The organism is Arthrobacter sp. MDT2-3, from assembly GCF_059090465.1.
In genome coordinates this window covers 127,435-152,322 of sequence record NZ_JBNHFS010000003.1, presented here as the reverse complement: position 1 = coordinate 152,322, position 24,888 = coordinate 127,435, and the positions used below count along the sequence as shown (strand labels likewise).

Genomic DNA, 24,888 nt, shown 5'->3' with positions numbered 1-24,888 from the left:
AGTGGCCATCGAATACCGCGAATGGCGCGAAGGTGACGACCTGGCCCTCCTGGAGATCTGGGGCGACCCCGAAACGTACCAGGCCAGGCAGTTCCGCGGTGCGCTGGCGCTCTCATCGGACGGGAGCAGCGGCACGCCATGGCGGCGCTGCATCGTGGCCGAGGACGTGGTGGACGGCGTCGGAATCCCGGTCGCGGCGGGCGTCGTCTACGAGGCGTCCCTGCACCCGGAACGGCTCTGGACCTACATCGAGGTGGCGCGGGACCACCGGCGCTCCGGCATCGGCGCGACGCTCCTGACCATGCTGCGCCGGGAAGCCGGGCAGTCGGCGTCGGGCGTGTCCAGGCTCCGCGCGAAGGTGGAGCCGGGCACCCCGGGTGCCGCCTTCGCCGAGCACTTCGGCCTTTCGCCCATCCAGCGCTCCCGGCTGGTGGTAGTTGAACCGGGCGCCCTCCGGCTTCCGGTGTTCCCGGCGGATAACGACGGCGGCGGGCCTGCCAACGACGAAAATGCCGGCTCCGACGTCGTGATGGACCTGGCCACCGGCTCCGTGGAACTCACGGACGTTGTGGGCCGCTACTACACGGCGATCCACGGCTGGGATTCCCCGGGCGTACTGTCCGTGGGCCAGGTGCAGCGGCTGTTCCTGGATGACCTCACCGGTGCCCATGGCGCCATCGTGCTGCGCGCCCGGCCGGAATCCGCTTTTGGTGCCGGGGTGACCCCAAGCAAGAAGGGCCGGATCCGTGCCTTTGCGGTCAGCTACGCGGCGCCGGCAAACCCTGACGCGGCACCAAACCAGGAGGATGCCGGGCCGGAAACGCCCACGGACGTCTTCGTCGGCCACGAGCCCGCCCTCGCCCCGGACGACGCCGCGGAGGCAGTCCGGGACATGCTCGCCCTGATTGCGTACCAGCACCCGGTGATGCTGGAACTGGACGATTCGATGACGGCCCTCCGCGCCGCCGTCGAACCCCTGCTGGCAGGCGGCAAGGCCCGCCTCGCCGGACCGGAAACCCTGGTCGTCTCGGACTAGGCAGTGCCCAAGTGACCCGCAGTTAACGTCTCCAGTACGCGGGGACTGTAGCTGCGGGTCACCTGCGTGCGTCAGTTTCGCTTGGGCGGCCAGGGGAGGAAGCTGCTGGTCGCCTCGACATACTCGCGGTACCCAGGCCGCCCGGACATCGCCTGCTCCGCCAGCGGCTTGCCCGTCTTCGCCGCCAACGTCCAGACCATCAATGCAGGTGAGAGGACGGTGAGGATTCCTGGCCATGAGTCGGCGGCGATCAGGAACAAGCCCGTCCATACGGCGGCGTCGCCGAAGTAGTTGGGGTGCCGGGTCAGGCGCCACAGGCCGGTGTCCAGGACAGTTCCGCGCCGGCGCGGGTCCCGTTTGAACTGCTGCAGTTGCCAGTCGCCCACCGTTTCAAAAAAGAACCCGGTGAGCCAGAGCAGGACGCCCAGGACGGCAAGCCAGCCCAAACCGCCCGTGGCGAACATACCAACCTGGACCGGCAGGGAAACGAAGAACATCACCAACCCCTGCGGCAGGTAGACCCGCCGCAGCGCATATATATCCCTGCTGCCGGGAGCAGCGCTTAGCAAGGCCTGGTATCGCGGGTCCTCGTGGCCGTCGCGGGCGCGCCAGCCGATATGGGCGCCCAGCCTCAACCCCCACACTGCGGTCAGCAGCAGGAGCAGCAGGGCCCTGGCGTCATCGCCTTCCCCGGCGGAAAGGAACCAGGACACCGCGGCAACCGCCACGAATCCGGGACCCCAGGCCACGTCCATCACCGAGTGCCGCCCCTGCCGGACTGCCACGGCGTACGTTACCGTGAGGACCGCGACGACGGTCAGCGCAGTCCACGGCAGGGCCGCGGTAAAGTCCCCCCAAGGGAAAGGACTCACAGGGTCACCTGAACCGACGATGCCGGCAGCAGCTGCTCAAACCCCCGTGGCAGTGGGACCGCAGCCCCGGTTGATTCACCGAAGGCTTTCAGGACAAACCCGGTGGAGAGTGTGTGCCACAGCCGGATCTTGCGGAACATAAAATGCCCGGCGCCTTTCAGTGCGACGTACTGCATGGATTCAGCATCGCCAGCGGCGCGCCGGGAAAACGCGAGCGACGCCGACGGGCTGGTCCACCTGTCGATGGTGCCGTGGACTACCAGCACCTTCCGCCCGGCCACTGCAGAAACCGGAGTCCCGGGGCTGAGCCAAGGCGCCAGGGCCACAACTGCTTCCACCCGCGGGTGGTCGGCAGCGCAGACCGCGGTCAGCCCGCCCATCGAATGGCCTACCAGAAACACGGGAACGCCGGGATGCTGGCTGCTGATCTGCTGCAAGGCCCAGCGCGCGTCCTGCAGCGGCGTCATGTCAGCCCCGTTCCAGCCGCGCACGCTGTTGCGCAAGGACCAAACCGCAAGGCCATGCTTTCTGCCGGCCCGGTGCAGGTGCCGTGCGAAGGGGACCATCCTGGCTGGGCTTAGGTGGCGGGCCTCCACCGGCTCGCGGCTGTGCGATTTTCCGCCGTGCAGCACCAGGGCAACCCCGAGGGTGGGCCCGGACGACGGGAGCACGCTGAGGACGGCCTGGGGGGCCGTTTCGGCGGGCATTCGTGCTGTGTCAGAACTGTGATTCTCCTCGGTGCTGCCGTTGGCCATGCCACGTTCCTCCCGGTTCTGGCGATCCATTTATCAACCCTATGGTGCCGGACGTAGAGTTCAACGTATGAGGTTCTACTGCTGATGGGGTCCGGTCATTCCCACGCTTCTACAGGTCATTCGGAGCCGACACCCCAGGCGATGGCCGCGCGCCGGAAGGCAAACCGCATCCTCGCGGCGGTGCTGATTCCACTGACCCTCCTGACCCTGGCCGGCATGGCAATGCTGTGGCCCTCCGGGAGCAAGGAGGGAGTCTCCTTGGCCAACCCGTACTCGGCTGCGCCCGGTGTCACGTTCGACACCGGCACCATCCAAAGCGTGGTCACCGAAAACTGCATGCAGGGTGTGGCCCAGCAAGGCCAGCAGCCTCCGGCCGAACAGAGCCAAAGCCAGCAGGGCCAAACCCAGCAGGGATCAGACTGCACGTTCGCTTTCACGGAACCGGATCAGGGCGGAAGCCCCGTCAAGGTGGTCATCAACCCGGACGTCGCGAAGTCGCACGGGGTCAAGCCCGGCGACCAGATCCGCTACCTAAACCTGTCCAACGCCCAGGGCGCTTCAGCGTCCCAAGGTTCGCCGGCCTTTATTTTTGTTGACTTCGTCCGAACCCTGCCCATAGTCCTGCTCGCACTTGTCTATGCTGCGGTGGTCATCGCGGTGGCCCGCTGGCGGGGCCTGCGGGCACTGATCGGACTCGTGGGCGCCTACTTCGTGCTGGCCAGCTTTATGCTTCCCGGCCTGGTGGAGGGGAAGCCGCCGCTGCTGCTTGCCCTGGTGGGATCCACGGTGATTATGATCGGGGTCCTGTACTTCGCCCACGGTTTCTCGGCCCGGACCTCCACCGCCCTCCTGGGCACCATGTTCGGGCTGGGGATCACGGCGCTCCTGGCCGCCTGGGCCACCGGCGCCGCAAACCTCGCGGGGGTGGGCAACCACGAAGCGACCACCCTGGTGAACACCTCGGCCAACATCTCCATCTCGGGCGTGATCCTGTGCGGGCTCATCATCTCCGGGCTCGGTGTGCTCAACGATGTGACCATCACGCAGTCCTCCGCCGTCTGGGAGCTGTACGAGCTGGCGCCCGGAAGCAGCGCCCGGAAGCTGTTCACCTCAGCAATGCGCATCGGGCGCGACCACATCGCCTCCACTGTCTACACCATCGCCTTCGCCTACGCCGGCGCGGCCCTGCCGATCCTTATCATCGTGATGCTCTACGACCGCCCGCTCGCTGACACACTCACCAGCGCGGAGCTGTCGGAAGAGGTCATCAGGACCTTGGTCGGTTCCATCGGCCTGGTCCTGGCGATCCCGGTCACCACCCTGATTGCGGTGCTGGTAGTTAAGGCGACCGGTTCACGGGGAGGGGAGCTTCCGGGGTCCGGGGCCAGCGGAACAGACACAGCAGGAACGGACACAGCAGGAACAGACGCAGCGGGAATAGACGACAGCGCCAGTGCGGCCAGCGCTGTACGTTCGGCCGGTGCTGTACGTTCGGGCAGTGCCGCCGCACATCCCGCCGTCAACCCGGACGATGTCAACGATACGGGGACGCTCGCCGCGGCGGCCCTGCAGACAAGGCGGGGCCGCAGGGCGGCGGAGCGCGACTGACGGCACCGGCTGCCCGGGGACGGGCCGGAACTGCTGAGATTCCCGATTTGCCCGGCTTTGCAACAATGGATAGGTGACTGTTGCAGCAACTACTCCCGCACCCAGGCTGGAACTCCCGCCCCTGAAGCTGGGCCCCATCACCGTGGACACCCCGGTGATCCTGGCGCCCATGGCCGGCATCACCAACTCGGCTTTTCGCAGGCTCTGCCGCGAATACGGCGGCGGCATGTACGTGGCGGAGATGGTCACCTCCCGCGCATTGGTGGAGCGGACGCCAGAATCCCTGCGGATTATTTCGCACGACGACGACGAGAAGGTGCGTTCCGTCCAGCTGTACGGTGTGGACCCGGTGACGGTGGGCCAAGCCGTGCGGATGCTGGTGGAGGAAGACCGGGCGGACCACATCGACCTGAACTTCGGCTGCCCCGTTCCCAAGGTGACCCGGCGCGGCGGCGGCTCGGCCCTGCCCTGGAAGATTGACCTCTTCACCTCGATCGTGCAGACCGCCGTCAAGGAAGCCTCCAAGGGCAATGTCCCGCTGACCATCAAGATGCGCAAGGGCATCGACGAGGACCACCTCACGTACCTCGACGCCGGCCGGATCGCACGCGATTCCGGCGTTGCCGCCGTCGCCCTCCACGGCAGGACGGCAGCGCAGTTCTACTCCGGACAGGCCGACTGGTCCGCGATCGCGCGCCTTCGCGAGGCGCTGCCCGACATTCCGGTGCTCGGCAACGGCGACATCTGGTCTGCCGAAGACGCGGTGCGGATGGTGCGCGAAACAGGTGTTGACGGCGTGGTGGTGGGCCGCGGCTGCCAGGGCCGGCCCTGGCTGTTCGGCGACCTGCAGGCCGCGTTCGAAGGCAGCGACACGCGCTTCCGCCCAAACCTGCGCCAGGTGGCGGAGGGGGTGTACCGCCACGCCGAGCTCATGGTGGAAACCTTCGGCGACGAGGGCAAGGCGTTGCGCGAGATCCGCAAACACATCGCCTGGTACTTCAAGGGCTACGTGGTGGGCGGCGAACTGCGGACCCGGCTGGCGCTGGTGACCAGCCTCCAGGTGCTGCGGGACACCCTGGCCGAACTTGACCTCGACTCGCCATACCCGGGAGGTGACGCCGAAGGTCCCCGCGGCCGCGCAGGATCGCCAAAGAAGCCGGCCCTGCCCAAGGACTGGCTGGAATCCCGGGCGCTGAACGCGGACCAGTCGAGGGACATCTCCGCTGCGGAACTGGACGTCTCCGGTGGCTGAGACCAGGACCAGCGCACCGGTGCTGCCGGGCTACGACAGCCATGATTCTGCCCGCTGGGTGGAGGAACCGCCCAAAAGCGTTTACCGTTCCGACTTTGAGCGTGACCGCGCGCGGGTGCTGCATTCTTCTGCCCTCCGCAGGCTGGGCGCCAAGACACAGGTGGTGGCGCCGGACACCGACGACTTCGTTCGGACGCGCCTCACCCACAGCCTCGAGGTGGCCCAAGTGGGCCGCGAGCTGGGCCGCGCCCTCGGTTGCGACCCGGACGTGGTGGACACGGCCTGCCTGAGCCACGACCTGGGCCACCCGCCGTTCGGCCATAACGGGGAATCCGCCTTGAACGAGGTGGCGCATGCCATCGGCGGCTTCGAAGGCAACGCCCAGACCCTCCGGTTGCTGACGCGCCTGGAACCCAAGGTGCTGACGGCAGACGATCAGCCGGCCGGGCTGAATCTCACCAGGGCCAGCCTTGACGCCGCAGCGAAGTACCCCTGGTCCGCGCTGGAAGCCCCGGTGATCCACGGGCAGCGCACCAGCAAGTTCGGCGCCTATGAGGACGACCTGCCCATCTTCAACTGGATCCGGGAAGGTGCCCCCGAACGCCGGTCCTGCCTGGAGGCCCAGGTGATGGACCTCGCCGATGACATTTCCTATTCGGTCCACGACGTCGAGGACGCGATCGTCGCCGGGCACTTCCAGCTCCGTTGGATGGATAACCCGGACCACCGTGCCCGGGTAGTGGGGTACGCCAAGCAGTGGTACCTGCCGCACAATGATCCCGCCGCCATCGATGCTGCCCTGGCGCGGCTGGAGGCCACGGACGTGTGGGTGCGCGAAGCGGACGGGAGCCGCAAGTCCATGGCGGCCCTGAAGAACATGACCAGCCAGTTGATCGGCCGGTTCTGCCAGAGCGCCCTGGAAACCACCCGTGCCGTTTACGGTCCGGAGAACCTCACCCGGTACAACGCCCAGCTCATGGTGCCGGACGAGACCGTTATGGAGATCGCCGTCATGAAGGGCCTGGCCACCACCTTTGTGATGACCACCGAGCACCGCCAGCCCATCTACGAACGCCAGCGCGAAGTACTGCACGCCCTGGTCACAGCGCTGAGCGCCACCGGCGACCGGCACCTTGAGCCGATGTTCGCTGCTGACTGGCGGGACGCGCCCGACGACGGCGCTCGCCTTCGCGTAGTGATCGACCAGGTGGCGTCACTCACTGACGGCTCGGCGCTGGCCATGTACGAACGGCTGGTGGGAAGCCTTCCGTCGCTGTGGTGAGGTGCGCAACAGGGCGCCGGTCGCCGTCGTACCCCGGGGCTAGGATGGCTCTGTGCCTGGGCTGATCAAACGTGAAGATATCGACGAAGTACGCCAGCGCACGGACATCAAGGAAGTAGTTGACGGCTACGTCACGCTCAAGGGCGCCGGGCTGGGCACCTTCAAGGGCCTCTGCCCGTTCCATGACGAGCGCTCGCCGTCCTTTACTGTCCGGCCCCAGGTGGGCCGCTACCACTGCTTCGGCTGCGGCGAGGACGGCGACGTCATTGCCTTCGTCCAGAAGCAGGACCACAGCTCCTTCCAGGAGGCCGTGGAAAAACTGGCTTCCCGGATTGGCTATGAGCTCCGGTACGAGGACGGCGGGACCGGTCCCAGCCGGGAAGAAGTGGGGCGGCGGCAGCGGCTGCTGGATGCCCACAAAATCGCCGACGAATTTTTCCAGGCGCAGCTTCTGACACCCGGCGCCGCGGAGGCCCGGACCTTCCTGCACGGCCGCGGGTTCGACCGTGCTGCCGCTGAACAGTTCGGCGTGGGTTACGCACCGCAAGGCTGGGATGCGCTGCTCAAGCACCTCCGTGGCCGGGGCTTCACGGACGCCGAGCTGAAGCTCACCGGCATGTTTTCTGAAGGAAACCGGGGTATTTATGACCGGTTTCGTGGCCGCCTGATCTGGCCCATCCGGGACATCGCGGGGGACACCATTGGTTTCGGTGCCCGCAAGCTCTACGAGGACGACCAGGGCCCCAAGTACCTGAACACGCCCGAGACCACCTTGTACAAGAAATCCCAGGTGCTGTACGGGATTGACCTCGCGAAGCGCAACATCGCCAAGGACCGGCAGCTGGTGGTGGTGGAGGGCTACACGGACGTTATGGCCTGCCACCTGGCGGGGATTCCGACGGCGGTGGCCACCTGCGGCACCGCGTTCGGCACCGAGCACATCAGGATTGCCCGCAGGCTGCTTTCGGATGACGGCACCGGGGGAGAGGTGATCTTCACCTTCGACGGCGACGCCGCCGGCCAGAAGGCAGCCCTGCGCGCCTTTGAAGAGGACCAGCGCTTCACCGCGCAGACATTTGTGGCTGTGGAGCCCTCGGGGGCCGATCCATGCGACCTGCGCCAAAGCAAGGGTGATGATGCAGTACACGCGCTGGTGCAGTCCCGGCGTCCGCTCTTTGAATTCGCCATCCGCACCACGCTGAAGCAGTTCAACCTGGACACCGTGGAAGGCCGCGTGCAGGGACTGAAGGCTTCAGTTCCGGTGGTCGCCGCCATCCGGGACGCTTCCACCCGCACTGGCTACTGCCAGGCGCTCACGGGCTGGCTGGGAATGCCGGACCCCAACGAGGTGCTGCGCCTGGTCACGGCAGAAGTCAAGAACGCAGCGAAGCGTGGCGACCAGGGCGGGTCTCCCGCCCCCGGTCCCCGGACTCCCTCAGGCGCCGCCCAACCGGGCGGCCCCGGGGTAGCTGCCGGGCCGCCGTCGGGCGCTGTCCCGTCCTTCCACCGCCCGGACCCGCGCGATCCGGTGGCTTCCATGGAGCGGCAGGCGCTGGAGGTTGCACTGCAGGAGCCGGCTCTGCTTGCCGGCGGAATCTGGGAACGCTTCGCCGCGGCCCGTTTCGCTACCCCGGCCTTCCAGGCGGTCCATGACGCCATGCGGGCCACCGACCCTGCCCTCACCGCTGACCCCGTGCGCTGGGTGGAGCACGTGATGCACGAGGTCCCCGAGCCGCTGCGGCCGCTGGTCTCTGAACTGGCCGTGGTGCCGTTGCCTGCCAGCACGGAGGAAGCAGTGCAGAAATACTGCCGGGACATCCTGTCGCGGCTTTTCGAGCTCCAGATCACCCGGGTCAAGGCCGAGAAGATGGGCCAGCTCCAACGGCTGGACCCGGCCGCAGATCCGGAAACGTACCAGCGGCTCAACCGAGAGCTCATGATGCTGGAAATGGAACGCCGTGCCCTGCGCTCTGATGCCTAGGCCGCACCCCTGCTGTTCCCGATTTCGCTTCCAGCAGGGGTGTTTGCTAGGCTAATACCCGCTTCATTCCTCCTTAGCTCAATTGGCAGAGCATTCGACTGTTAATCGAAGGGTTGCTGGTTCAAGTCCAGCAGGAGGAGCGCACAATCCCCGTTCCGGGCCTCCGGAACGGGGATTTTTTTGCCCTCGAAACCGTAAATCTGCCCGCAAAACCGCCGATTTCACTTTGGTGCGAATCCTTTGCTAATGTCATACCTGCTTCATTCCTCCTTAGCTCAATTGGCAGAGCATTCGACTGTTAATCGAAGGGTTGCTGGTTCAAGTCCAGCAGGAGGAGCCAACAGAAAAATCCCTGTTCCTCCACCGGAGGGACGGGGATTTTTCTTTACCTAGACGAAGTCCATTTCTACCTGAAGGAACCGCTCGGCCTCGGCGATCGCGGCGAGGAACGCCTCCTTTTCGGTGGGCGACTTCCGCGGCTGGCGCGGGTTCCACTCATGGGGCGCGGAATGGACGCGGACGAAGCCGGTGTCCGGCGGCGCGTAGAAGATGCCGAAGCGCTGCACAGGCCATTCCGGGGAGGTTTCAGGAGCCACCAGCAGGGCCGCTGCGAAGGCGGGGTTGTACCACTGGGCGATGGGCCGGCGGCGGTCCTCAGTGAAGAGTCCTGCCGCGTAGAGGGCTGCGGACTGCTCGCCGCTCTGGGCACACAACCGGTCCCACCACAGTGGCAGTATGCCGGTATCGCACCGTTGCCACGTGGCCGGACGTGGCGGATGATCCTGCCAGCTGGGCACGGACACCATTTTATCCCGTGACAGGTCCACAGCGGCAGACGCCGGGGCCATGGCTCAGGCGTGCGGGCAGCACCGTGCGGGAAGCGCCGTGGCGGCCCGGGCGGGAGGAATCAGGGCCGGTTCCACGGCCCGGGGTTGACGCGGTACAGCAAGGCAGATCCCGCCACCATGCCCAGTACAATTCCCATCGCCGGGTTGCCCAGGGCACGGCCCGCGAAATAACCGGCGACGGTGCCCAGCACCGCCCCCAGGAAAAGTCCCCGGCGGTTCCGGTGCGGCTTGCGCCCTGCACTCTGCTTCATGGCGTCAGTGGATCGATGGCACGGTGCGCGGCCGGACCACAAGCCACAGGGCCGCGATGGCGAGCAGGATGCAGGCTCCCTGGACGGCGCCCATGGGAGCGGCACTGGTGATGCCCAGCCAGCCAACGACAGGGGAGATGAGCCCGGCCATCATGAAGGTTGAGAAACCGAGCAGGGAGGCGGCAGTGCCGGCCTGGGCGGAATGCCCGGCGAGTGCCAGCACCTGCACGCAGGGGAACATGAAGCCGGTGCCCATGATGTAGAACCACAGCGGCACCAACACGCCCCAGAGCCCGAATCCCAGCTGGTCGAACACCACGATCAGCATGGCCATAACGAACATCCAGGCCGTGGCGCCCGCCACGATCCATTGTGGCGGTACCCGCCGGATGAGGCGCGAGCTCGTCTGGATGCCTGCAACGATGCCCAGTGAATTGATGCCGAAGAGCAGGCCGTACTCCTGGGCTGAAAAACCGAAAACGTCCTGGAACAGGAAGGGTGATGCCGAAAGGTACGTGAACAGGCCGCCGAAATTCAGGCCAGCCACCATGAGCAGCCCAACAAAGATCCTGTCGCTGAAGAGGATCCGGTAGCGCTGGCGCGCCGTCAATCCGCTCTGCTGGCGCTTTTCCGGCGGCAGCGTCTCGCGCACCAGGAACAGGGCGGCCACGATGACCAAAGTGCCGTAGGCGGCGAGGAACACAAAGATCCCCGGCCACGGCATCACCAGGAGCAGCTGTGAGCCGATGACGGGGGCAAGGATCGGTGCCAGCCCGCTGACCAGGGACATGCGGGAAAACATCTTGACCAAGGCATAGCCGGAAAATAGGTCCCGCACCATAGCCATGGCCACGACGCCTCCGCCGGCGGCGCCCACGCCCATGAGGACGCGGAAAATGCCCAAGGTGGTGATGTCCGGGGACAGGGCGGCGCCGAGCGACGCTGCAATGTGGAGGGCGGTGGCCAGGATCAGCGGGTTCCTGCGGCCGAACTTGTCGCTGAATGGGCCTACCACCAACTGGCCAATGGCAAAGCCCACGGTGGTCCCGGCCAAGGTCAGCTGGACCTGGGCCTCGGTTACGCCCAGGCTCGCTTCCAGCGCGGGAAAGGCAGGAAGGTAGAGGTCGATCGTGAACGGACCCAAGGCCGTCAGGGCGCCGAGAAGGAGGATGTACAGGAGTTTCCGTCGGCGGCTCAACAGATCGCCCGGATTGCTGGGGATGGTCACGGATATCAATCCTAGGCCGGGGCAGGCAGGAATTCTGCAGCGTTGTAGGCCGCGCCGTCCGGTAAGCCCGGAGGTTCGCCCTTAACCTGAATGATAGTTTTGGTGCCGGGGACTGTGCAGCTGCACGTCCCGCAGCACATGGAAGCCGAATCGACCATGAAACAGTAAGGCGGAACCGATGAGCGGACGTCACAGCGGGCGGACCAGCCAGGGATTGCGTATCGCTGCGCTGCCCAGGACGCTTAAACTCCTTTTCCGGTTGGCGCCCCGCCAGCTGAACGACGAAGTCGCTTTCGCGAAAATAGAGCTCAAGCGCAAGGGCATCCAGGTCGGGGTTGCCGCAGCTTTCCTCGCCGTGGCCCTGGTCTTCCTCCTCTTCCTTGTGGTCGGACTCATTGTTGCCGCCATCATGGGCCTGGCCACCATCATGCCCGCGTGGCTGGCCGCCCTCCTGGTATCCGCAGCATTCCTGCTGATAGCACTCATCGGCGGACTGATTGGCATGCGCAAGTTCAAGAAGGCCATGCCCCTGCTGCCCGAGGAAACCATCCGGGGCATTAAGCACGACATCGGTATCGCGAAGGAGGGTTCGGCCTTCAACCCCGCAATCCTCGATCCGCAGAGCCCCGAAGCCAAAGCTGCCAAAGCGGCCAAGGCGGAGGCCGCCGCGAAAGCCAAGGCGGAAAAGGAAGCAAAGGCGGCGGAGCACAACCAGGAATTCCCGCAGGCATCCGAGCCGGAACTCGCCCGCCGCCTGAACCAGCGCCGCCACCACCTCACCGAGGTCCGCGACGACCTCGGCGAAGAGCTCGACGTCAAAACCCAGGCGCAGTTCCTGCTGGCTGCCGCTCAGGGCAAACTCCGCCAGGGCCAGGTTCTCGCGGTCCGGGGCAAGGATCTTGCCGGGCACCGGCTGGCAGCTCTGTCGGAGTCCTCAGGAGGCCTGGGCAGCCGGTGGAAACCACTGGCTGTCCTCGCGGCCGCCGGTACCGTGTTCGTAGTCCTGGTCCGCAAGCTCCTTCGGACCTACTAGCAGCGGCCTTTTCGACGGCGCTGGCGCCGGGCAGCGCGTTGCAGGGGCACAGGCAGAAATCATGAGTCCGCGCCCGAAGGGCAGCAGGAAGGAAAGGGGGACGGCGTGAAGTTCATCGGTGCCGGCTCCCGTCCCGGACGCCCCCAGGTGGATCACGACCGCGTATTCACCATCCCCAACCTGCTGACAGTCGTACGGTTCATGGGGGTGCCGCTCTTTGTCTGGCTGGTCCTGGCCCAAAAGGAATACGGCGCCGGTGTGGTGGTGCTCGCCGTGATGGCAAGCACCGACTGGATTGATGGTTACGTCGCCCGGCGCTTCGATCAGGCCTCCAAGCTCGGCAGGGTCCTCGATCCCATTGCCGACCGGCTGGCGCTGATCGCCGTCGCCGTCACCCTGGTGATTGCCGGAGTCGTGCATTGGTTGTACCTGGCCGCGCTGGTGATTCCGGACGCCGTGCTGCTGGTCCTCACCCTGTCCTTCTTCGGCGGCCATCCGGACCTTCCCGTCAGCGTAGTGGGCAAGGTGCGCACCGGGCTGCTGCTCCTGGGCACGCCGATGCTGGTCCTGTCCCGGCTGGACACCCCATTTTCGGATGAGTTGTTCGTGGCCGCGTGGATAGTGCTGGGCCTTGGCCTGATCGGCCACTGGATCGCCGCCTACAACTATTTCTGGGCCATCCTGCGCAAAGGCAGGATGCAGCAGCATCACGACGGCGGGACCGCCTGATGGTGTGGGTGGCCGTTGTGCTTGCGCTGCTTGGAGCCTTCTGCCTTGCCCTTGGAGCCCAGCGCCAGGGAAGCGCCGTCAAAGCCGACACCGGCGGCCTGGCACTTAGCTCGAATGGTTTCCTCCGCCTCCTTCGGAACCCGCGCTGGGTCTTCGGCCTCCTGCTGCTGTGTGCGGGCATGGCCATGAACGCGGTGGCCCTCGTGTCCGCCCCGCTCACCGTAGTCCAGCCAATCGGCGCCATCGCGCTCGTCATCACAACCGTCATCAACGCCAAGGACCAGGACCTCACCATCAACCGGGCAACCGTGGTGGCCATCGCCGCGTGTGTGACGGGCTCTGCGCTCTTTGTCCTCCTGGCCGTCAACGTCACCCAGGAAAACCACCATGTAAGCCTCGAGGCCGAACTCACCATTGTGCTGCTGCTCGCCCTCGCTGTCGGACTCTTCGGCACGTTGGCCGTAATGTTCAAGCACCGGATCAACGCTTTCGTCTACATCCTGGGCGCCGGCGTCCTCTTCGGATTCGTGGCCGTCCTCACCCGGATCATCGGCAAGCACCTGCTCGACCCCAACGGGCTGTTCCTGCTGAACGTGCAGTGGTACTCCGTGGTGGCCCTTATTGCTGCGGGTGGGCTGGGGTCATGGTTTGTCCAAAACGCCTACTCCGCGGGACCGCCGGACCTGGTGATCGCAGGACTCACGGTGATCGATCCCCTTGTGGGGATAGCCATCGGCATTGTCATCCTCGGCGAACTCCGCCCCGATGTCCACGCCGTCATGGCCATTGCGATGGGAACGGCGGCATCCCTTGCTATCGTGGGAGTCATAGCCCTGTCCCGGCACCACCCCGAGGTCACCAAGCGCAAAAAAGACGCTCGGAAGGCCGCGGGCAGGCCGTCCCACTAGTCCCTTCGCCAGCAACTACACGAAGCCCCGGCGCCATGCCAGCGGCCAACCGTGCTGTCAGTGCCACTGTCCGCACCGTGACCATCAGGAGTTCTCCACGTGACCACGCCCGCAGACCAGCAACCTCTGACCATCCTGATCGCCGCGGACACCTACCCGCCCCACATCAACGGGGCCGCGCAGTTCGGCTACCGCCTGGCCAAGGGAATGACGGGCCGGGGCCACAACGTACACGTGCTGGCCTGCCGTGCGGACAACGGGAAGAGCTTCACCGAGTTCCGGTCAGAGGCCACCGTGCACCGCCTCCGCTCGCACGCCGCCCCCACCCATGAGTACTTCCGCCTGTGCTTCCCGTGGGAAATCAAGAAGGAGATCAGCCTCCTTTTTGACCGGGTCAAACCCGACGTCGTCCACATCCAAAGCCACTACATGATCGGCGAGCATGTCCTGTACGAGGCCGCCAAGCGGGGCATCCGGATCGTCGCCACGAACCACTTCATGCCGGAGAACCTCAACCCGTTCCTGCCGTTTCCGCAGTGGTTCAAAAACATCATCGGACGGATCTCCTGGAAGGACATGGGCAAAGTCATGGGGCGGGCTGACGTAGTCACCACGCCCACCCCGCTCGCGGCCAAGGCCATGCACCAGCACGCCTTCCTCCGCAAGGTCCTCCCGCTCTCCAACGGCATCGATTCGGCCGCCTACGAACTCCAGCCCGGCGAGCACATCGAACCGCACCCCCACCCCACCGTCGTGTTTGCCGGCCGCCTCGCCGAGGAAAAGCATGTGGATGTGCTGATCCAGGCCATCAGCAAAACACCGCCCGAGCTGAACGTGCACCTTGATATCGTGGGCGGCGGCGAGGTCCGTTCCTCCCTCGAAAACCTCGTCCAGCGCCTCGGGCTGGGGGACAGGGTGAAGTTCCTGGGCCTGATCAGCGACGAGGACCTGAGGAAGACGTATATTAGGGCCGACCTCTTCTGCATGCCCGGGACGGCAGAGCTGCAGTCCCTGGTAACCCTGGAGGCGATGTCCGCCTCGACGCCGGTTGTGCTCGCGGACGCCATGGCATTGCCGCACCTGGTGCGCGACGGCGAGAACGGGTACCTGTTCACCCCGAACGACAGCGATGACCTCGCCAAAAAGATCACCATGATTCTTGAGCTGCCGGCCGACCAGCGCGCCGCCATGGGCCAGGTCAGCCGGCAGATGGTGGAACCCCACAGCATCGAGGGGACCCTGCAGACCTTCGAAGACCTGTACCGGGGCGCGCGCTTCGAGGACAAAGTGGTCTGAACGCTTTCCGGGATTTGCTAGAGTAATTCTGCCCTGCAGGCACATCCCCTTCTCGGAGACCAGCAAGGGCATAGGGGGCTATAGCTCAGCTGGTTAGAGCGCGGGACTCATAATCCTAAGGTCCTCGGTTCAAGTCCGAGTAGCCCTACCTCAAAAGAGCCCTGCTTCCCTTGTAAAGAAGGGAAGCAGGGCTCTTTTGCCCTTGGACGCTAAGAACGGCAAACAGCGCTTCGGTTGGAATACTGCCTCGCGCTTCCTGAGACTGCCTGTAGCTTCATAAGACTGCCTGTGTAAGACAGCACCGGCACGACGCGCACTCTCACGGGCTTGTCAGTTAGTCTTTTGCGATGGCTGACATGGAGTTTAAAAAGCGGTTGGACCAGGTGGAGGCGTTGTACAACGAGCTCCAAGAGTTGCGGCAGCGCGGCACGGCTGCAGGCAAGGAAGAGGTCGTCCTGGCTGAGATGCGCCTGGATAACGCATGGCGGGAGTTGTATGAGTTCATGGAACTACCTCTGTCGCCTGACGCCCGAATCGGTGATGGTGCCGAGTAGTTCCAAGGCCCCCTGACCTTGGTTATGGTGGCCTGATGACTGTAACTAATGAAGTAATGCCGAAGCGCTCGAGGTTCCTGACGGTTGAGCAGGTAGCCGAGGAGTTGGCTATCCGTGAGCCGACTGTCCGCCAACTGTTGACCGCGGGTGAGTTGCGGGGGTTGCAGATCGGCGTCCACCGTACCTGGCGCGTAGCTGCCAGGGATCTGGAGGACTACATCGAGCAGGCATACCGGGTCACTGCTGAGCGGATAGCGGCCGGCGAAGCAGCCGATGATGGGTCTTAGCGCGACGTTGGCCGGTCGTTAACTTTCTGGACGTATCGGGCCACCGCCCCTCGTCGGGCAGCTCCTGCCGAGCCAAAGAGGCAGGGGGCGGGCATGTGCCGTTGCCCTTGTGGGCAAACCACTTCCCAGCGACGCCAAGAAGGACAGCGACGTGTTTCCGCTTGGGGCATTTGAGCGCGAGCAGGTTCTTGTTTCCTAAGCCTCCGATCTGAGGTATGTTACTGAGCAGTAACATACGGTGCTCCTTCCGGAGAGCCCCGATCACCGCTGATCACCTGCGAGGTAACCATGTCCACTCCTGCCGCCGACCTCAACAACCTTCCCTACGCCGATGGCGACTTCTATTCCTTCGAGCAGTTGCTGAGCGGAAAGGAGCAGGACCGGCTGGCAGAGGTCCGGGATTTCCTGGCCCGCGAGGTCCGTCCCATCGCTGTTGACTTCTGGAACCGCGGCGAATTTCCCATGGACCTGATTCCGAAGCTGGCGGACATCGACCTGGTCAGTCCGGTGCGCAGGCAGGGCCACTCCAACCTGTTTGCGGGCCTGATGCACGCCGAGGTGACGCGCGCTGATGCGTCCATCTCCACCTTCATGGGCGTCCACGACGGTCTCTTCACCGGTTCCATCGAAGCGCTGGCCTCCCAGGAGCAGAAGGACGCGTGGCTGCCGGACATCTACGCGCTCAAGAAGATCGGCGCCTTTGGCCTGACCGAGCCCCTCGGAGGCTCCGACGTGGCCGGCGGAACACGGACTACGGCACGCCGCGAAGGTGAAACGTGGATCCTGAACGGCGCCAAGCGCTGGATTGGGAACGCCACCTTCTCGGACTGGGTAGTCATCTATGCGCGGGACCTGGACGATAACAAGGTCAAGGGCTTCCTGGTAGACACCACGCTGGAGGGTTTCAGTGCGGAGAAGATCGAGAACAAAATTGCACTCCGCACCGTCCAAAACGCCGACATCACGCTGGACAATGTGGTGGTGCCTGACTTCTGCAAGCTCGCCCACGCCAACAGTTTCCGGGACGTCAACAAAGTCCTGAAAGTCACTCGCCTCGGTGTCGCCTGGCAGGCCGTGGGGCAGCAGCTGGCCGCCTTCGATGTAGCCCGGCGCTATGCCGTCGAGCGTCACCAGTTCGGCCGGCCGCTGGCCTCCTTCCAGCTCGTCCAAAGCCAGCTGGTGCAGATCCTGGGCAACGCCGTCAGTTCCATGGGCATGATGGTGAGGTTGTCCCAGCTGGAGGACGCCGGCACGGCCAAGGACGAGCAGTCCGCCCTGGCGAAAGCCTTCACCACCGCAAGGATGCGTGAAAGCGTGGCTATCGGCCGGAACCTCCTGGGCGGCAACGGCATCGTGACCGATTTCGAAATGGCCAAGATCTTCGCCGACGCCGAAGCCATCTATTCCTATGAGGGGACGCATGAAATCAACACCCTGGTGACCGGCCGGGCGATCACCGGTATCTCCGCCATCGTCTGAGGCGCTTCCATCCGGTCCCGCCTGCACTGTCCGGGTCCTATGGCGGCGCTCCGAGCGGCAGCAGGATGGATGGCCGCAGGTCCATCACAAACTGCAGCGGATTCACGTAGTCCTCGCCGCGCCGAACGCCCCAGTGAACGCACGAAGCGGCAGGGCAATGGCCGGGGAGGACCGTGCCGATCGTCTGGCCCGCGCCCACCGCGCTGCCGGCCGCGAGGCTGCTCTCTACCGGTTCAAAGCTGCTGCGAAGGCCGTTGCCATGGTCGATGGTAATGACCGGCCGGTCCACCACAATTCCCACGAAGCTCACGGTGCCCGCCGCCGGCGAGGTGACCTGGATGCCGTCGGACGCTGTTCCCAGGTCCACGCCGCGGTGGCCGCTGAGCCATGGCTTGGGCGGCGGGTCGAAGTCCCGCACAATGGGCGGGCGGGGGGAGAGCGGCCACTGCCAGGAGGGTGCCGCCTCCGTGCGCGTGGGTACCGGAGCGAAGGCCAGCGTCTCCCCGGTGGGGGTAAGTGAAGCGGGCAGCAGGAGCAGGGCTGCAAGCAGTGCCGGTGGTGTCATATGCCCAGCCTGCGCCGGTTCGAAAAGGGCCGGCAGGGGCAGGTTGGCCTATGTGGATAAGGCTGCCGGCCGGGGTCGTTGCTGTCCTCCGGGTACGGGCGCCTGTAGTACACTTGATGGAGCAGTTTGCTGCGCCCTCAACGCTTTCCGTCCGGCGGCTATCCCAACGGTTTTTCCAACGGTATACGCCCCTGTCCGGGTTTGCGTCGGCACGTCTCATTCAGGAGTGTGGGGGAGCGGCAGCTGACTACGCGCATCCAGCCCTCCAGTGGAGGATCATGCTTCTTGCGGTCAGCGCCCCCGGGTGCTGATGAGAAGCGCGATGGATGCCAGGAGCACGGCCCGCCCGGGCCACGCTAATCAACCGTCAACTATTGGCAGGGTAAGAAGCCTTGGGGCTTTCTCATGAATGACCTGCCGGAAGGAGCGTCGGCATGCCCGTCGTAACTATGCGCCAGCTGCTTGACAGCGGCGTCCACTTTGGACACCAGACCCGCCGTTGGAACCCGAAGATGAAGCGCTTCATCTTCACCGAGCGCAACGGCATCTACATCATCGACCTTCAGCAGTCGCTGTCCTACATCGACCGCGCCTACGAGTTCGTGAAGGCCACCGTTGCACACGGCGGCACCGTCCTCTTCGTCGGCACCAAGAAGCAGGCCCAGGAAGCGATTGCCGAGCAGGCAACCCGCGTCGGCCAGCCCTACGTGAATCAGCGTTGGCTCGGCGGTATGCTGACCAACTTCCAGACGGTCGCCAAGCGCATCCAGCGCATGAAGGAACTCGAAGAGATCGACTTCGACGACGTCGCCGGCTCCGCGTACACCAAGAAGGAGCTCCTGCTCCTCAAGCGTGAACTCACCAAGCTCGAGTCCAACCTCGGCGGTATCCGCAACCTCACCAAGGCACCCTCCGTGCTGTGGATCGTGGACACCAAGAAGGAGCACCTCGCCGTTGACGAGGCCAAGAAGCTGAACATCCCCGTTGTCGCCATCCTGGACACCAACTGCGATCCGGACGAGGTCGACTTCCCGATCCCGGGCAACGATGACGCCATCCGCTCCGTGAACCTCCTGACCCGCGTTGTTGCCGACGCCGTTGCCGAAGGCCTCATCGCCCGCAACAACCGCGCCACCGGCACCACCGAAGCTCCGGAAGAGCCGCTGGCCGAGTGGGAGCGCGAGCTCCTCGAAGGCAGCAAGGCTGAAGAAGCTGCTGCTCCCGCTGCTCCCGCCGAGGAAGCTGAAGCACCGGCTGCTGCCGAGGCAGCTGCTCCAGCAGAAGACGCTGCTCCGGCTGAAGACGCCAAGTAACACAAGTAAATCCGGATTCTCCGGCGCCGCCTGCGGTGCCGGAGCTGCTGACAGGATGGCGGCCCACCACGTGGGCTGCTGTCCTGTCGGTCCGTACACCACAACAAATTTCTAGACAGAGGGGTTCACATGGCGAACTACACTGCCGCGGACATCAAGGCCCTGCGCGAGCGCACCGGCGCCGGCATGATGGATGTCAAGAAGGCTCTTGACGAAGCCAACGGTGACGCCGAGAAGGCCATCGAAATCATCCGCATCAAGGGCCTCAAGGGTGCTACCAAGCGCGAGGGCCGCTCCACCGCTGAAGGCCTGGTGGCCGCAAAGGTCAGCAACGGCGTCGGCGTTATGATCGAGGTCAACTGCGAGACCGACTTCGTGGCCAAGGCTGACAAGTTCATCCAGCTGGCTGACAAGGTCCTGGCCGTTGCCGTTGAGTCCGGCGCAGCCGACCTCGAGACCCTGCTCGCCACCGAAGTTGACGGCAAGCCGCTCTCCGAGGCCGTCGTCGAAGAAGGCGCTGTCCTGGGTGAGAAGGTTGTTGTACGCCGCATCTCCCGCGTCGAGGGCGCAACGGTTGACGCTTACCTGCACAAGACCTCCAAGGACCTCCCGGCCCAGGTTGGCGTGCTGTTCGCCGTTGACGGTGAAGGCGAAACCGCTGCCACTGCCGCCCACGATGTTGCAGTCCACATTGCTGCCATGGCACCGAACTACCTGACCCGCGACGACGTTCCGTCGGAGCTGGTTGAGTCCGAGCGCCGCATCGCCGAAGAGACCGCCAAGGCCGAGGGCAAGCCCGAAGCCGCACTCACCAAGATCGTCGAAGGCCGCGTGACCGGCTTCTACAAGGGTGAGGTCCTGGTTGACCAGGCATTCGCGAAGGACGCCAAGAAGTCCGTGGCACAGGTCCTCGAAGAGGCCGGTGTCAAGGGAACCGCGTTCACGCGTTTCCGCGTCGGCTCCTAGTCGAAACTGCAAGGGGGTGGCCACTTCGGTGGCCGCCCCTTTTGCATGCACGGGGCCGGTTCCGAGCATTGGCCCCAGCAGGATAACCTTTTTTCAGACTCACCAACGGGAAGGCATCATGGAAGCCGTCAACACTGTAATCCAGCCAGAGAAAAGTCGACGCCGGGTCCTCCTGAAGCTTTCCGGCGAGGTCTTCGGCGGCGGGAAGCTTGGTGTCGACCCGGAAACTGTCCGCGATGTCGCCAAGCAGATCGCGGCCGCCGTCCCCCAGGTGGAAGTGGCGATCGTGGTTGGCGGCGGCAACTTCTTCCGCGGGGCAGAACTCTCCCAGAGCGGCATGGACCGCTCAAGGGCCGACTACATGGGCATGCTCGGAACGGTGATGAACTGCCTGGCCCTGCAGGACTTCCTGGAGCAGGCCGGCGTCGAAACCCGCGTCCAGAGCGCCATCACCATGGGGCAGGTAGCCGAAGCCTACATTCCCCGCCGCGCCATCCGGCACATGGAAAAGGGCCGCGTGGTCATCTTCGGCGCCGGGGCCGGCCTGCCGTACTTCTCCACCGACACCGTTGCCGCCCAGCGTGCACTTGAAGTCCATGCCGACGTCGTCCTGATGGCCAAGAGCGGTGTGGACGCCGTCTACACGGCAGATCCGAAGAAGGACCCCTCCGCCGAGCGGCTCGAAACCCTCAGCTATGACGATGCCCTCCGCCGCGACATCCGCGTGATGGACCAGACGGCGATGACCATGTGCAAGGACAATAATCTCTCGATGGTGGTCTTTGGCATGGAGGGTGAAGGCAACGTTACCCGGGCCATCCTGGGCGAAAAGCTGGGCACCCTGGTTACCGCCTAGCTACGGCTAGGATGTTTTCAGGACAGTTCCGCCCCTGCCTTTCGGGACCAGGGGCGGAAGCAGCAACAGAGAACCACGTTTGTGCATGGACCCGGCGTCCCGGACTGCACCAGAATCGTCAGGAGAGACCGTGATCGAAGAAACCTTGCTCGAAGCCGAAGAAAAGATGGACAAGGCCGTTGAGGTAGCCAAGGAAGACTTCGCTGCCGTCCGTACCGGCCGCGCAAACCCCGGACTCTACAACAAGGTCCTGGTGGAATACTACGGTTCCCCGACCCCGCTGCAGCAGCTCGCGTCCTTCGCCATCCCGGACGCCCGCACCATCCTCATCACCCCGTTCGACAAGACCGCCCTGCGCGACATTGAACGGGCGCTCAGCGACTCCGAAGTCGGCGCCAACCCGTCCAACGACGGCAACGTCATCCGGATCACCATTCCCGAGCTGACGAAGGAACGCCGCAAGGAGTACGTCAAGATCGTCAAGACCAAGGGTGAGGACGCCAAGGTCTCCATCCGCAACATCCGCCGCAAGGCCAAGGAAACCCTGGACAAGCTGGTCAAGGACGGCGAGGCCGGCGAGGATGAGGGCACCCGCGCCGAAAAGGAACTGGACGGCCTCACCAAGGCGCACGTGGACGGCATCGACGAGCTGCTCAAGCGCAAGGAAGCAGAGCTGCTCGAAGTCTGATGGGCCAGGCAGAGCAGGCCCCGGCACAACGGGCGCGCACACGGGGGAAGCAGCCCAGGACCAACCCCACGCCGAAGGCCGGCCGGAACCTTCCGGCCGCGGTGGTGGTGGGTCTGGCCATGCTCTTCGCAGTGCTCGGCGGACTGCTGTTCCTCCCGCTCGGATTTGTTGCGGTCACCACTTCGTTCGCTGTTTTTGGGGTGTGGGAAATTTACCGCGCCCTGGAGGCGAACGGCACCAGGATGCCCATTGTTCCGGTCATGACCGGAACAGTGGCCATGCCATTTGCCGCCTACCTCGGCGGGATCGAAAGCCTGCTCTTTGCGATGCTGCTAAGTTCGGTGGCAGTGCTGTTGTGGCGTTCCATCGAAAGCGCTGCGGGCTCGGCCAACAGCATCTTCGCAGGTGTCTTCACGTTGGGCTGGGTGCCGTTCTTCATCAGCTTCGCGGCGCTCCCGCTGCACGCTTCGGGCGGCGCTACTCCGTTGGGCCTTTGGCCGGGAGGAACAATTCCGGACGGAGCATGGCAGGTGGCGGTGATGCTGCTGCTGGTGGTGTCCAACGACACCTTCGGGTACCTGGTGGGCGCCTCCCTGGGCAAGCATCCGATGGCGCCCAAGATCAGCCCAAAGAAATCCTGGGAAGGATTTGCCGGTTCCATCGGCGGCGCGATACTGATCGGCATCCTTGCGAGCCTCTTTGTGCTGGACAAGCCCTGGTGGGTGGGCGTGGTTTTGGCGGTGGGGTTGGTGGCGGCTTCCACGGCAGGTGACCTGGCCGAGTCGATGGTGAAACGCGAACTGGGCGTCAAGGACATGAGCAGTATCCTGCCGGGACATGGCGGCGTGATGGACCGGCTGGACTCCATCGTTTTTGCAGCCCCGGCAGCCTTTGTCCTGTATGGGCTCGTTTCCGGGGCCTGACACACAACCCCCGCCGGGCCCAGGCGCCAATAGACTGGTGCAGAGTAACGGCTTGAAGAGCATCGAAGGAATCAAAAGTGGCATTGGACATTCATCGGCAAATCCCTGCGTCCTTTGAGCGCGTGCAGCGCAGCGATTACGGCTATAACGCCAAGCAGGTGGACCAGTTCCTGCAGCGGGCGCGGGTGTCCCTTGAAACCCCGGAGGCTGCGGCGCAGCCTGTCACCAGTGCCGTTGTCAGGGCAGTTTCCTTCGACCCCGTTAAAGGCGGTTACTCCGCTGCCGTCGTGGACGCAGCACTGGACCGCCTCGAAGACGCCTTCGCCCGCCGCGAGCGGGACGAGCTGATCGCTGCCCACGGTGAGGAAGCCTGGCTGCGGGAGATTGGGAACCTGTCCGGCATCCTCCGCGGCCGGCTGCACCGCCCGGACGGCGACCGCTTCCGCCGTCCGGCGAAGAAGAAAGTGCGGAGCTACAACACGGCCGACGTCGACCGGCTGTGCCACGAACTCATCGCCTATCTCGAACAGGACAAGCCGCTCAGCGTCGACAACATCCGCCGCGCAGTTTTCCGTCCCGCCGTTGGCCGGGAGGGGTACGAGGAAACCCAGGTGGACGCCTTCCTGGACCGTGTGGTTGAGCTGATGGCAGCCATCGACTGACCCGTCTTCAGGCTCCCACCGGCGGTGTCGGGGGAGAACTATCGCGGGGTCATCTTTCGGTGGCGAGTGGCCGTTCCGGAGTGTGGAGGCGGGTCATCACCCGGGGCATGGTCTTCGGGACCCGCTGAACAGTGGCGCGGGAAACCAGGACCATCACTGCGAAGGCCGCCGGCACTGTCCATGCTGCAGGCTGGGCCAGCCAGGGCGCGAGGTTGTTGGCGCCCGCTACGGAGCCCGCAATCATCGCGCCGCCGCAGAGAACGCCGCCCGTCACCATCCCGGCGATGGCGCCGGCGTCTGTCAGTCCCCGCCACCAGATGCCGAGCAGCAGCACCGGGCAGACAGTGGACGCGGTGAACGCGAAAACCAAACCCACACTTCCGGCCAGGGCCAGCGAATCCGTCATGAGGGCGAACCCCAGGGGCACCACGATGGAGATCACCGCCGCCAGCCGGAAGCCGCCAACCCCGGCGCCCAGGACGTCCTGGCTGATGACGCCGGCAAGGGATACCACCAAGCCGGACGTGGTGGAGAGGAAGGCGGCAAAGGCGCCCGCCACCACACAGGCTGACAGCAGATCGCCGGCGGCACCGCCCACCAGTTCGCCGGGGAGCAGCAGCACCATGGCATCGGCCTGGTTGGCGCGGGCGAGTCCGGGCGCAAACATCCTGCCCACAAGTCCATAGGCGGTGGGAAACAGGTAAAACACGGACAGCAGGCCCAGGACAATCAGCGTTGTCCGTCGGGCAGACTGCCCGTCCGGGTTGGTGTAGAAGCGGACCAGCACGTGGGGCAGCCCGAGGGTGCCGAAGAGCAGGGCCACCAGCAACGACACGTTCTGGTACAGCCCGGCGGGGGCAAGATTCGTGGGGTTCACGGCAGGCGGAGACAGGGCAGGAGTCCCGTTTCCAGCCAGCATAAAGATGATGAACAGGATGGGAACCGCCAAGGCCGTGAGCTTGAGCCAGTACTGGAAAGCCTGGACAAAGGTGATCGAACGCATGCCGCCGGCAACCACCGTCAGGCACACAACAATCACCACAGCCACCGATCCCACCCAGGACGGCAACCCGGTGGTGATCCGGATGGTCAAAGCGGCGCCGTGGAGCTGCGGCACAATGTACAGCCAGCCCACCAGCACCACCACCAGGCTGGTGACCTTCCGGACAGCCCGGGAATCCAGCCTGGCCTCAGTAAAGTCGGGAATTGTGTACGCACCGGAGCGCCGCAGCGGGGCCGCAACAAAGAGCAACAGCATCAAGTAGCCGGCGGTGTAGCCCACCGGAAACCACAGGGCGTCCGTCCCGGACAACAGGATGAGGCCGGCAACCCCGAGGAAGCTTGCCGCAGAGAGGTACTCGCCGCCGATGGCCGAGGCATTCCACCAGGGCCGGACAGTCCGGGAAGCAACATAGAAATCGCCCGTGGTCCGCGAGATCCGCAGGCCATAGAAGCCGATGACAGCGGTGGCCACGGACACCACTGCGAGCGCGGCTACGGCCACGCCTGGATTCAT

The 24,888-nt window shown here is 65.0% G+C and carries 25 protein-coding genes and 3 tRNA genes; 21 read left to right on the top strand and 7 right to left on the bottom strand.

The genetic code is table 11. The annotated features are described in order from the left end of the window. Position 1 precedes the first annotated feature (1 nt). On the top strand, positions 2-1,036 hold the full coding sequence (locus AC5RUQ_RS10790; RefSeq protein WP_493947321.1) for a GNAT family N-acetyltransferase: 1,035 nt from the start codon (positions 2-4) through the stop codon (positions 1,034-1,036). A gap of 71 nt (positions 1,037-1,107) precedes the next feature. Here the strand turns inward: AC5RUQ_RS10790 and AC5RUQ_RS10785 are convergent, their stop codons facing one another. After that, entirely contained in the window at positions 1,108-1,908 is an 801-nt protein-coding gene (locus AC5RUQ_RS10785) for a DUF1295 domain-containing protein (RefSeq protein WP_493947320.1), read from the bottom strand. Further along, complete coding sequence (locus AC5RUQ_RS10780; RefSeq protein ID WP_493947697.1) at positions 1,905-2,615, bottom strand: alpha/beta hydrolase; 711 nt, start codon at positions 2,613-2,615, stop codon at positions 1,905-1,907. The genes AC5RUQ_RS10785 and AC5RUQ_RS10780 overlap by 4 nt, the downstream gene beginning before the upstream one ends. Before the next feature lie 189 nt (positions 2,616-2,804). On the opposite strand from AC5RUQ_RS10780, the gene AC5RUQ_RS10775 reads away from it, so the two are divergent. The 6 genes from AC5RUQ_RS10775 to AC5RUQ_RS10750 all read left to right on the top strand — a co-directional run bounded on the left by AC5RUQ_RS10775 (position 2,805) and on the right by AC5RUQ_RS10750 (position 9,126). Further along, complete coding sequence (locus AC5RUQ_RS10775; RefSeq protein WP_493947319.1) at positions 2,805-4,271, top strand: YibE/F family protein; 1,467 nt, start codon at positions 2,805-2,807, stop codon at positions 4,269-4,271. A 73-nt stretch (positions 4,272-4,344) separates the two neighbouring features. Beyond that, positions 4,345-5,523 (top strand): tRNA dihydrouridine synthase DusB, encoded by a 1,179-nt coding sequence (gene dusB / locus AC5RUQ_RS10770; protein WP_493947318.1) that lies wholly within the window; start codon positions 4,345-4,347, stop codon positions 5,521-5,523. Next, positions 5,516-6,805 (top strand): deoxyguanosinetriphosphate triphosphohydrolase, encoded by a 1,290-nt coding sequence (locus tag AC5RUQ_RS10765; protein ID WP_493947317.1) that lies wholly within the window; start codon positions 5,516-5,518, stop codon positions 6,803-6,805. The genes dusB and AC5RUQ_RS10765 overlap by 8 nt, the downstream gene beginning before the upstream one ends. Positions 6,806-6,857: 52 nt before the next feature. Beyond that, entirely contained in the window at positions 6,858-8,786 is a 1,929-nt protein-coding gene (dnaG, locus tag AC5RUQ_RS10760) for a DNA primase (RefSeq protein ID WP_493947316.1), read from the top strand. A gap of 67 nt (positions 8,787-8,853) precedes the next feature. Further along, positions 8,854-8,926 (top strand) — tRNA-Asn (locus AC5RUQ_RS10755). A 124-nt stretch (positions 8,927-9,050) separates the two neighbouring features. Then, positions 9,051-9,126: transfer RNA gene (locus AC5RUQ_RS10750), tRNA-Asn, on the top strand. A gap of 49 nt (positions 9,127-9,175) precedes the next feature. Here AC5RUQ_RS10750 and AC5RUQ_RS10745 read toward each other — a convergent pair. The 3 genes from AC5RUQ_RS10745 to AC5RUQ_RS10735 form a co-directional block, all read right to left on the bottom strand. Further along, positions 9,176-9,583 (bottom strand): hypothetical protein, encoded by a 408-nt coding sequence (locus AC5RUQ_RS10745; RefSeq protein ID WP_493947315.1) that lies wholly within the window; start codon positions 9,581-9,583, stop codon positions 9,176-9,178. A 110-nt stretch (positions 9,584-9,693) separates the two neighbouring features. Further along, positions 9,694-9,885, bottom strand: a complete 192-nt coding sequence (locus AC5RUQ_RS10740; RefSeq protein ID WP_493947314.1) for a hypothetical protein — start codon at positions 9,883-9,885, stop codon at positions 9,694-9,696. Positions 9,886-9,889: 4 nt separating this feature from the next. After that, entirely contained in the window at positions 9,890-11,113 is a 1,224-nt protein-coding gene (locus AC5RUQ_RS10735; protein ID WP_493947313.1) for a multidrug effflux MFS transporter, read from the bottom strand. Positions 11,114-11,291: 178 nt separating this feature from the next. Here AC5RUQ_RS10735 and AC5RUQ_RS10730 point away from each other — a divergent pair, with 178 nt between their 5' ends. The 8 genes from AC5RUQ_RS10730 (at position 11,292) to AC5RUQ_RS10695 (ending at position 17,399) form a co-directional block, all read left to right on the top strand. Continuing rightward, positions 11,292-12,146, top strand: coding sequence for a phage holin family protein (locus AC5RUQ_RS10730; protein WP_493947312.1), 855 nt, complete (start codon positions 11,292-11,294; stop codon positions 12,144-12,146). 105 nt (positions 12,147-12,251) lie between these two features. Continuing rightward, a complete protein-coding gene (locus AC5RUQ_RS10725; protein WP_493947311.1) occupies positions 12,252-12,875 on the top strand; it encodes a CDP-alcohol phosphatidyltransferase family protein in 624 nt (207 codons plus the stop codon). Further along, complete coding sequence (locus tag AC5RUQ_RS10720) at positions 12,875-13,783, top strand: DMT family transporter (protein WP_493947310.1); 909 nt, start codon at positions 12,875-12,877, stop codon at positions 13,781-13,783. Before AC5RUQ_RS10725 ends, AC5RUQ_RS10720 begins: the two co-directional genes overlap by 1 nt. A gap of 99 nt (positions 13,784-13,882) precedes the next feature. Further along, complete coding sequence (locus AC5RUQ_RS10715; RefSeq protein WP_493947309.1) at positions 13,883-15,079, top strand: glycosyltransferase; 1,197 nt, start codon at positions 13,883-13,885, stop codon at positions 15,077-15,079. Between the two features lie 74 nt (positions 15,080-15,153). Further along, positions 15,154-15,227, top strand: a tRNA-Ile gene (locus AC5RUQ_RS10710). Positions 15,228-15,426: 199 nt separating this feature from the next. Continuing rightward, entirely contained in the window at positions 15,427-15,633 is a 207-nt protein-coding gene (locus tag AC5RUQ_RS10705; RefSeq protein WP_493947308.1) for a hypothetical protein, read from the top strand. Positions 15,634-15,668: 35 nt separating this feature from the next. Further along, positions 15,669-15,920: a helix-turn-helix domain-containing protein gene (locus tag AC5RUQ_RS10700; protein WP_493947307.1), complete on the top strand. Its 252-nt coding sequence runs from the start codon at positions 15,669-15,671 to the stop codon at positions 15,918-15,920. Between the two features lie 288 nt (positions 15,921-16,208). Beyond that, positions 16,209-17,399, top strand: coding sequence for an acyl-CoA dehydrogenase family protein (locus AC5RUQ_RS10695; RefSeq protein WP_493947306.1), 1,191 nt, complete (start codon positions 16,209-16,211; stop codon positions 17,397-17,399). 37 nt (positions 17,400-17,436) lie between these two features. Here the strand turns inward: AC5RUQ_RS10695 and AC5RUQ_RS10690 are convergent, their stop codons facing one another. Further along, complete coding sequence (locus tag AC5RUQ_RS10690) at positions 17,437-17,964, bottom strand: M23 family metallopeptidase (RefSeq protein WP_493947305.1); 528 nt, start codon at positions 17,962-17,964, stop codon at positions 17,437-17,439. A 434-nt stretch (positions 17,965-18,398) separates the two neighbouring features. Here AC5RUQ_RS10690 and rpsB point away from each other — a divergent pair, with 434 nt between their 5' ends. The 6 genes from rpsB to AC5RUQ_RS10660 all read left to right on the top strand — a co-directional run bounded on the left by rpsB (position 18,399) and on the right by AC5RUQ_RS10660 (position 23,372). Then, on the top strand, positions 18,399-19,277 hold the full coding sequence (gene rpsB, locus AC5RUQ_RS10685) for a 30S ribosomal protein S2 (protein ID WP_493947304.1): 879 nt from the start codon (positions 18,399-18,401) through the stop codon (positions 19,275-19,277). A 129-nt stretch (positions 19,278-19,406) separates the two neighbouring features. Next, positions 19,407-20,243, top strand: a complete 837-nt coding sequence (gene tsf / locus AC5RUQ_RS10680) for a translation elongation factor Ts (RefSeq protein ID WP_493947303.1) — start codon at positions 19,407-19,409, stop codon at positions 20,241-20,243. 118 nt (positions 20,244-20,361) lie between these two features. Beyond that, complete coding sequence (pyrH, locus tag AC5RUQ_RS10675; RefSeq protein WP_163164408.1) at positions 20,362-21,099, top strand: UMP kinase; 738 nt, start codon at positions 20,362-20,364, stop codon at positions 21,097-21,099. Positions 21,100-21,229: 130 nt separating this feature from the next. After that, positions 21,230-21,787 (top strand): ribosome recycling factor, encoded by a 558-nt coding sequence (frr, locus tag AC5RUQ_RS10670; RefSeq protein WP_163164410.1) that lies wholly within the window; start codon positions 21,230-21,232, stop codon positions 21,785-21,787. Next, on the top strand, positions 21,787-22,710 hold the full coding sequence (locus AC5RUQ_RS10665; protein ID WP_493947302.1) for a phosphatidate cytidylyltransferase: 924 nt from the start codon (positions 21,787-21,789) through the stop codon (positions 22,708-22,710). Before frr ends, AC5RUQ_RS10665 begins: the two co-directional genes overlap by 1 nt. A 77-nt stretch (positions 22,711-22,787) precedes the next feature. Further along, on the top strand, positions 22,788-23,372 hold the full coding sequence (locus AC5RUQ_RS10660) for a DivIVA domain-containing protein (protein ID WP_493947301.1): 585 nt from the start codon (positions 22,788-22,790) through the stop codon (positions 23,370-23,372). Between the two features lie 49 nt (positions 23,373-23,421). Here the strand turns inward: AC5RUQ_RS10660 and AC5RUQ_RS10655 are convergent, their stop codons facing one another. Further along, the gene (locus AC5RUQ_RS10655; RefSeq protein WP_493947300.1) at positions 23,422-24,888 is read right to left on the bottom strand and encodes a sodium/solute symporter; all 1,467 of its coding nucleotides are present in this window, start codon (positions 24,886-24,888) and stop codon (positions 23,422-23,424) included.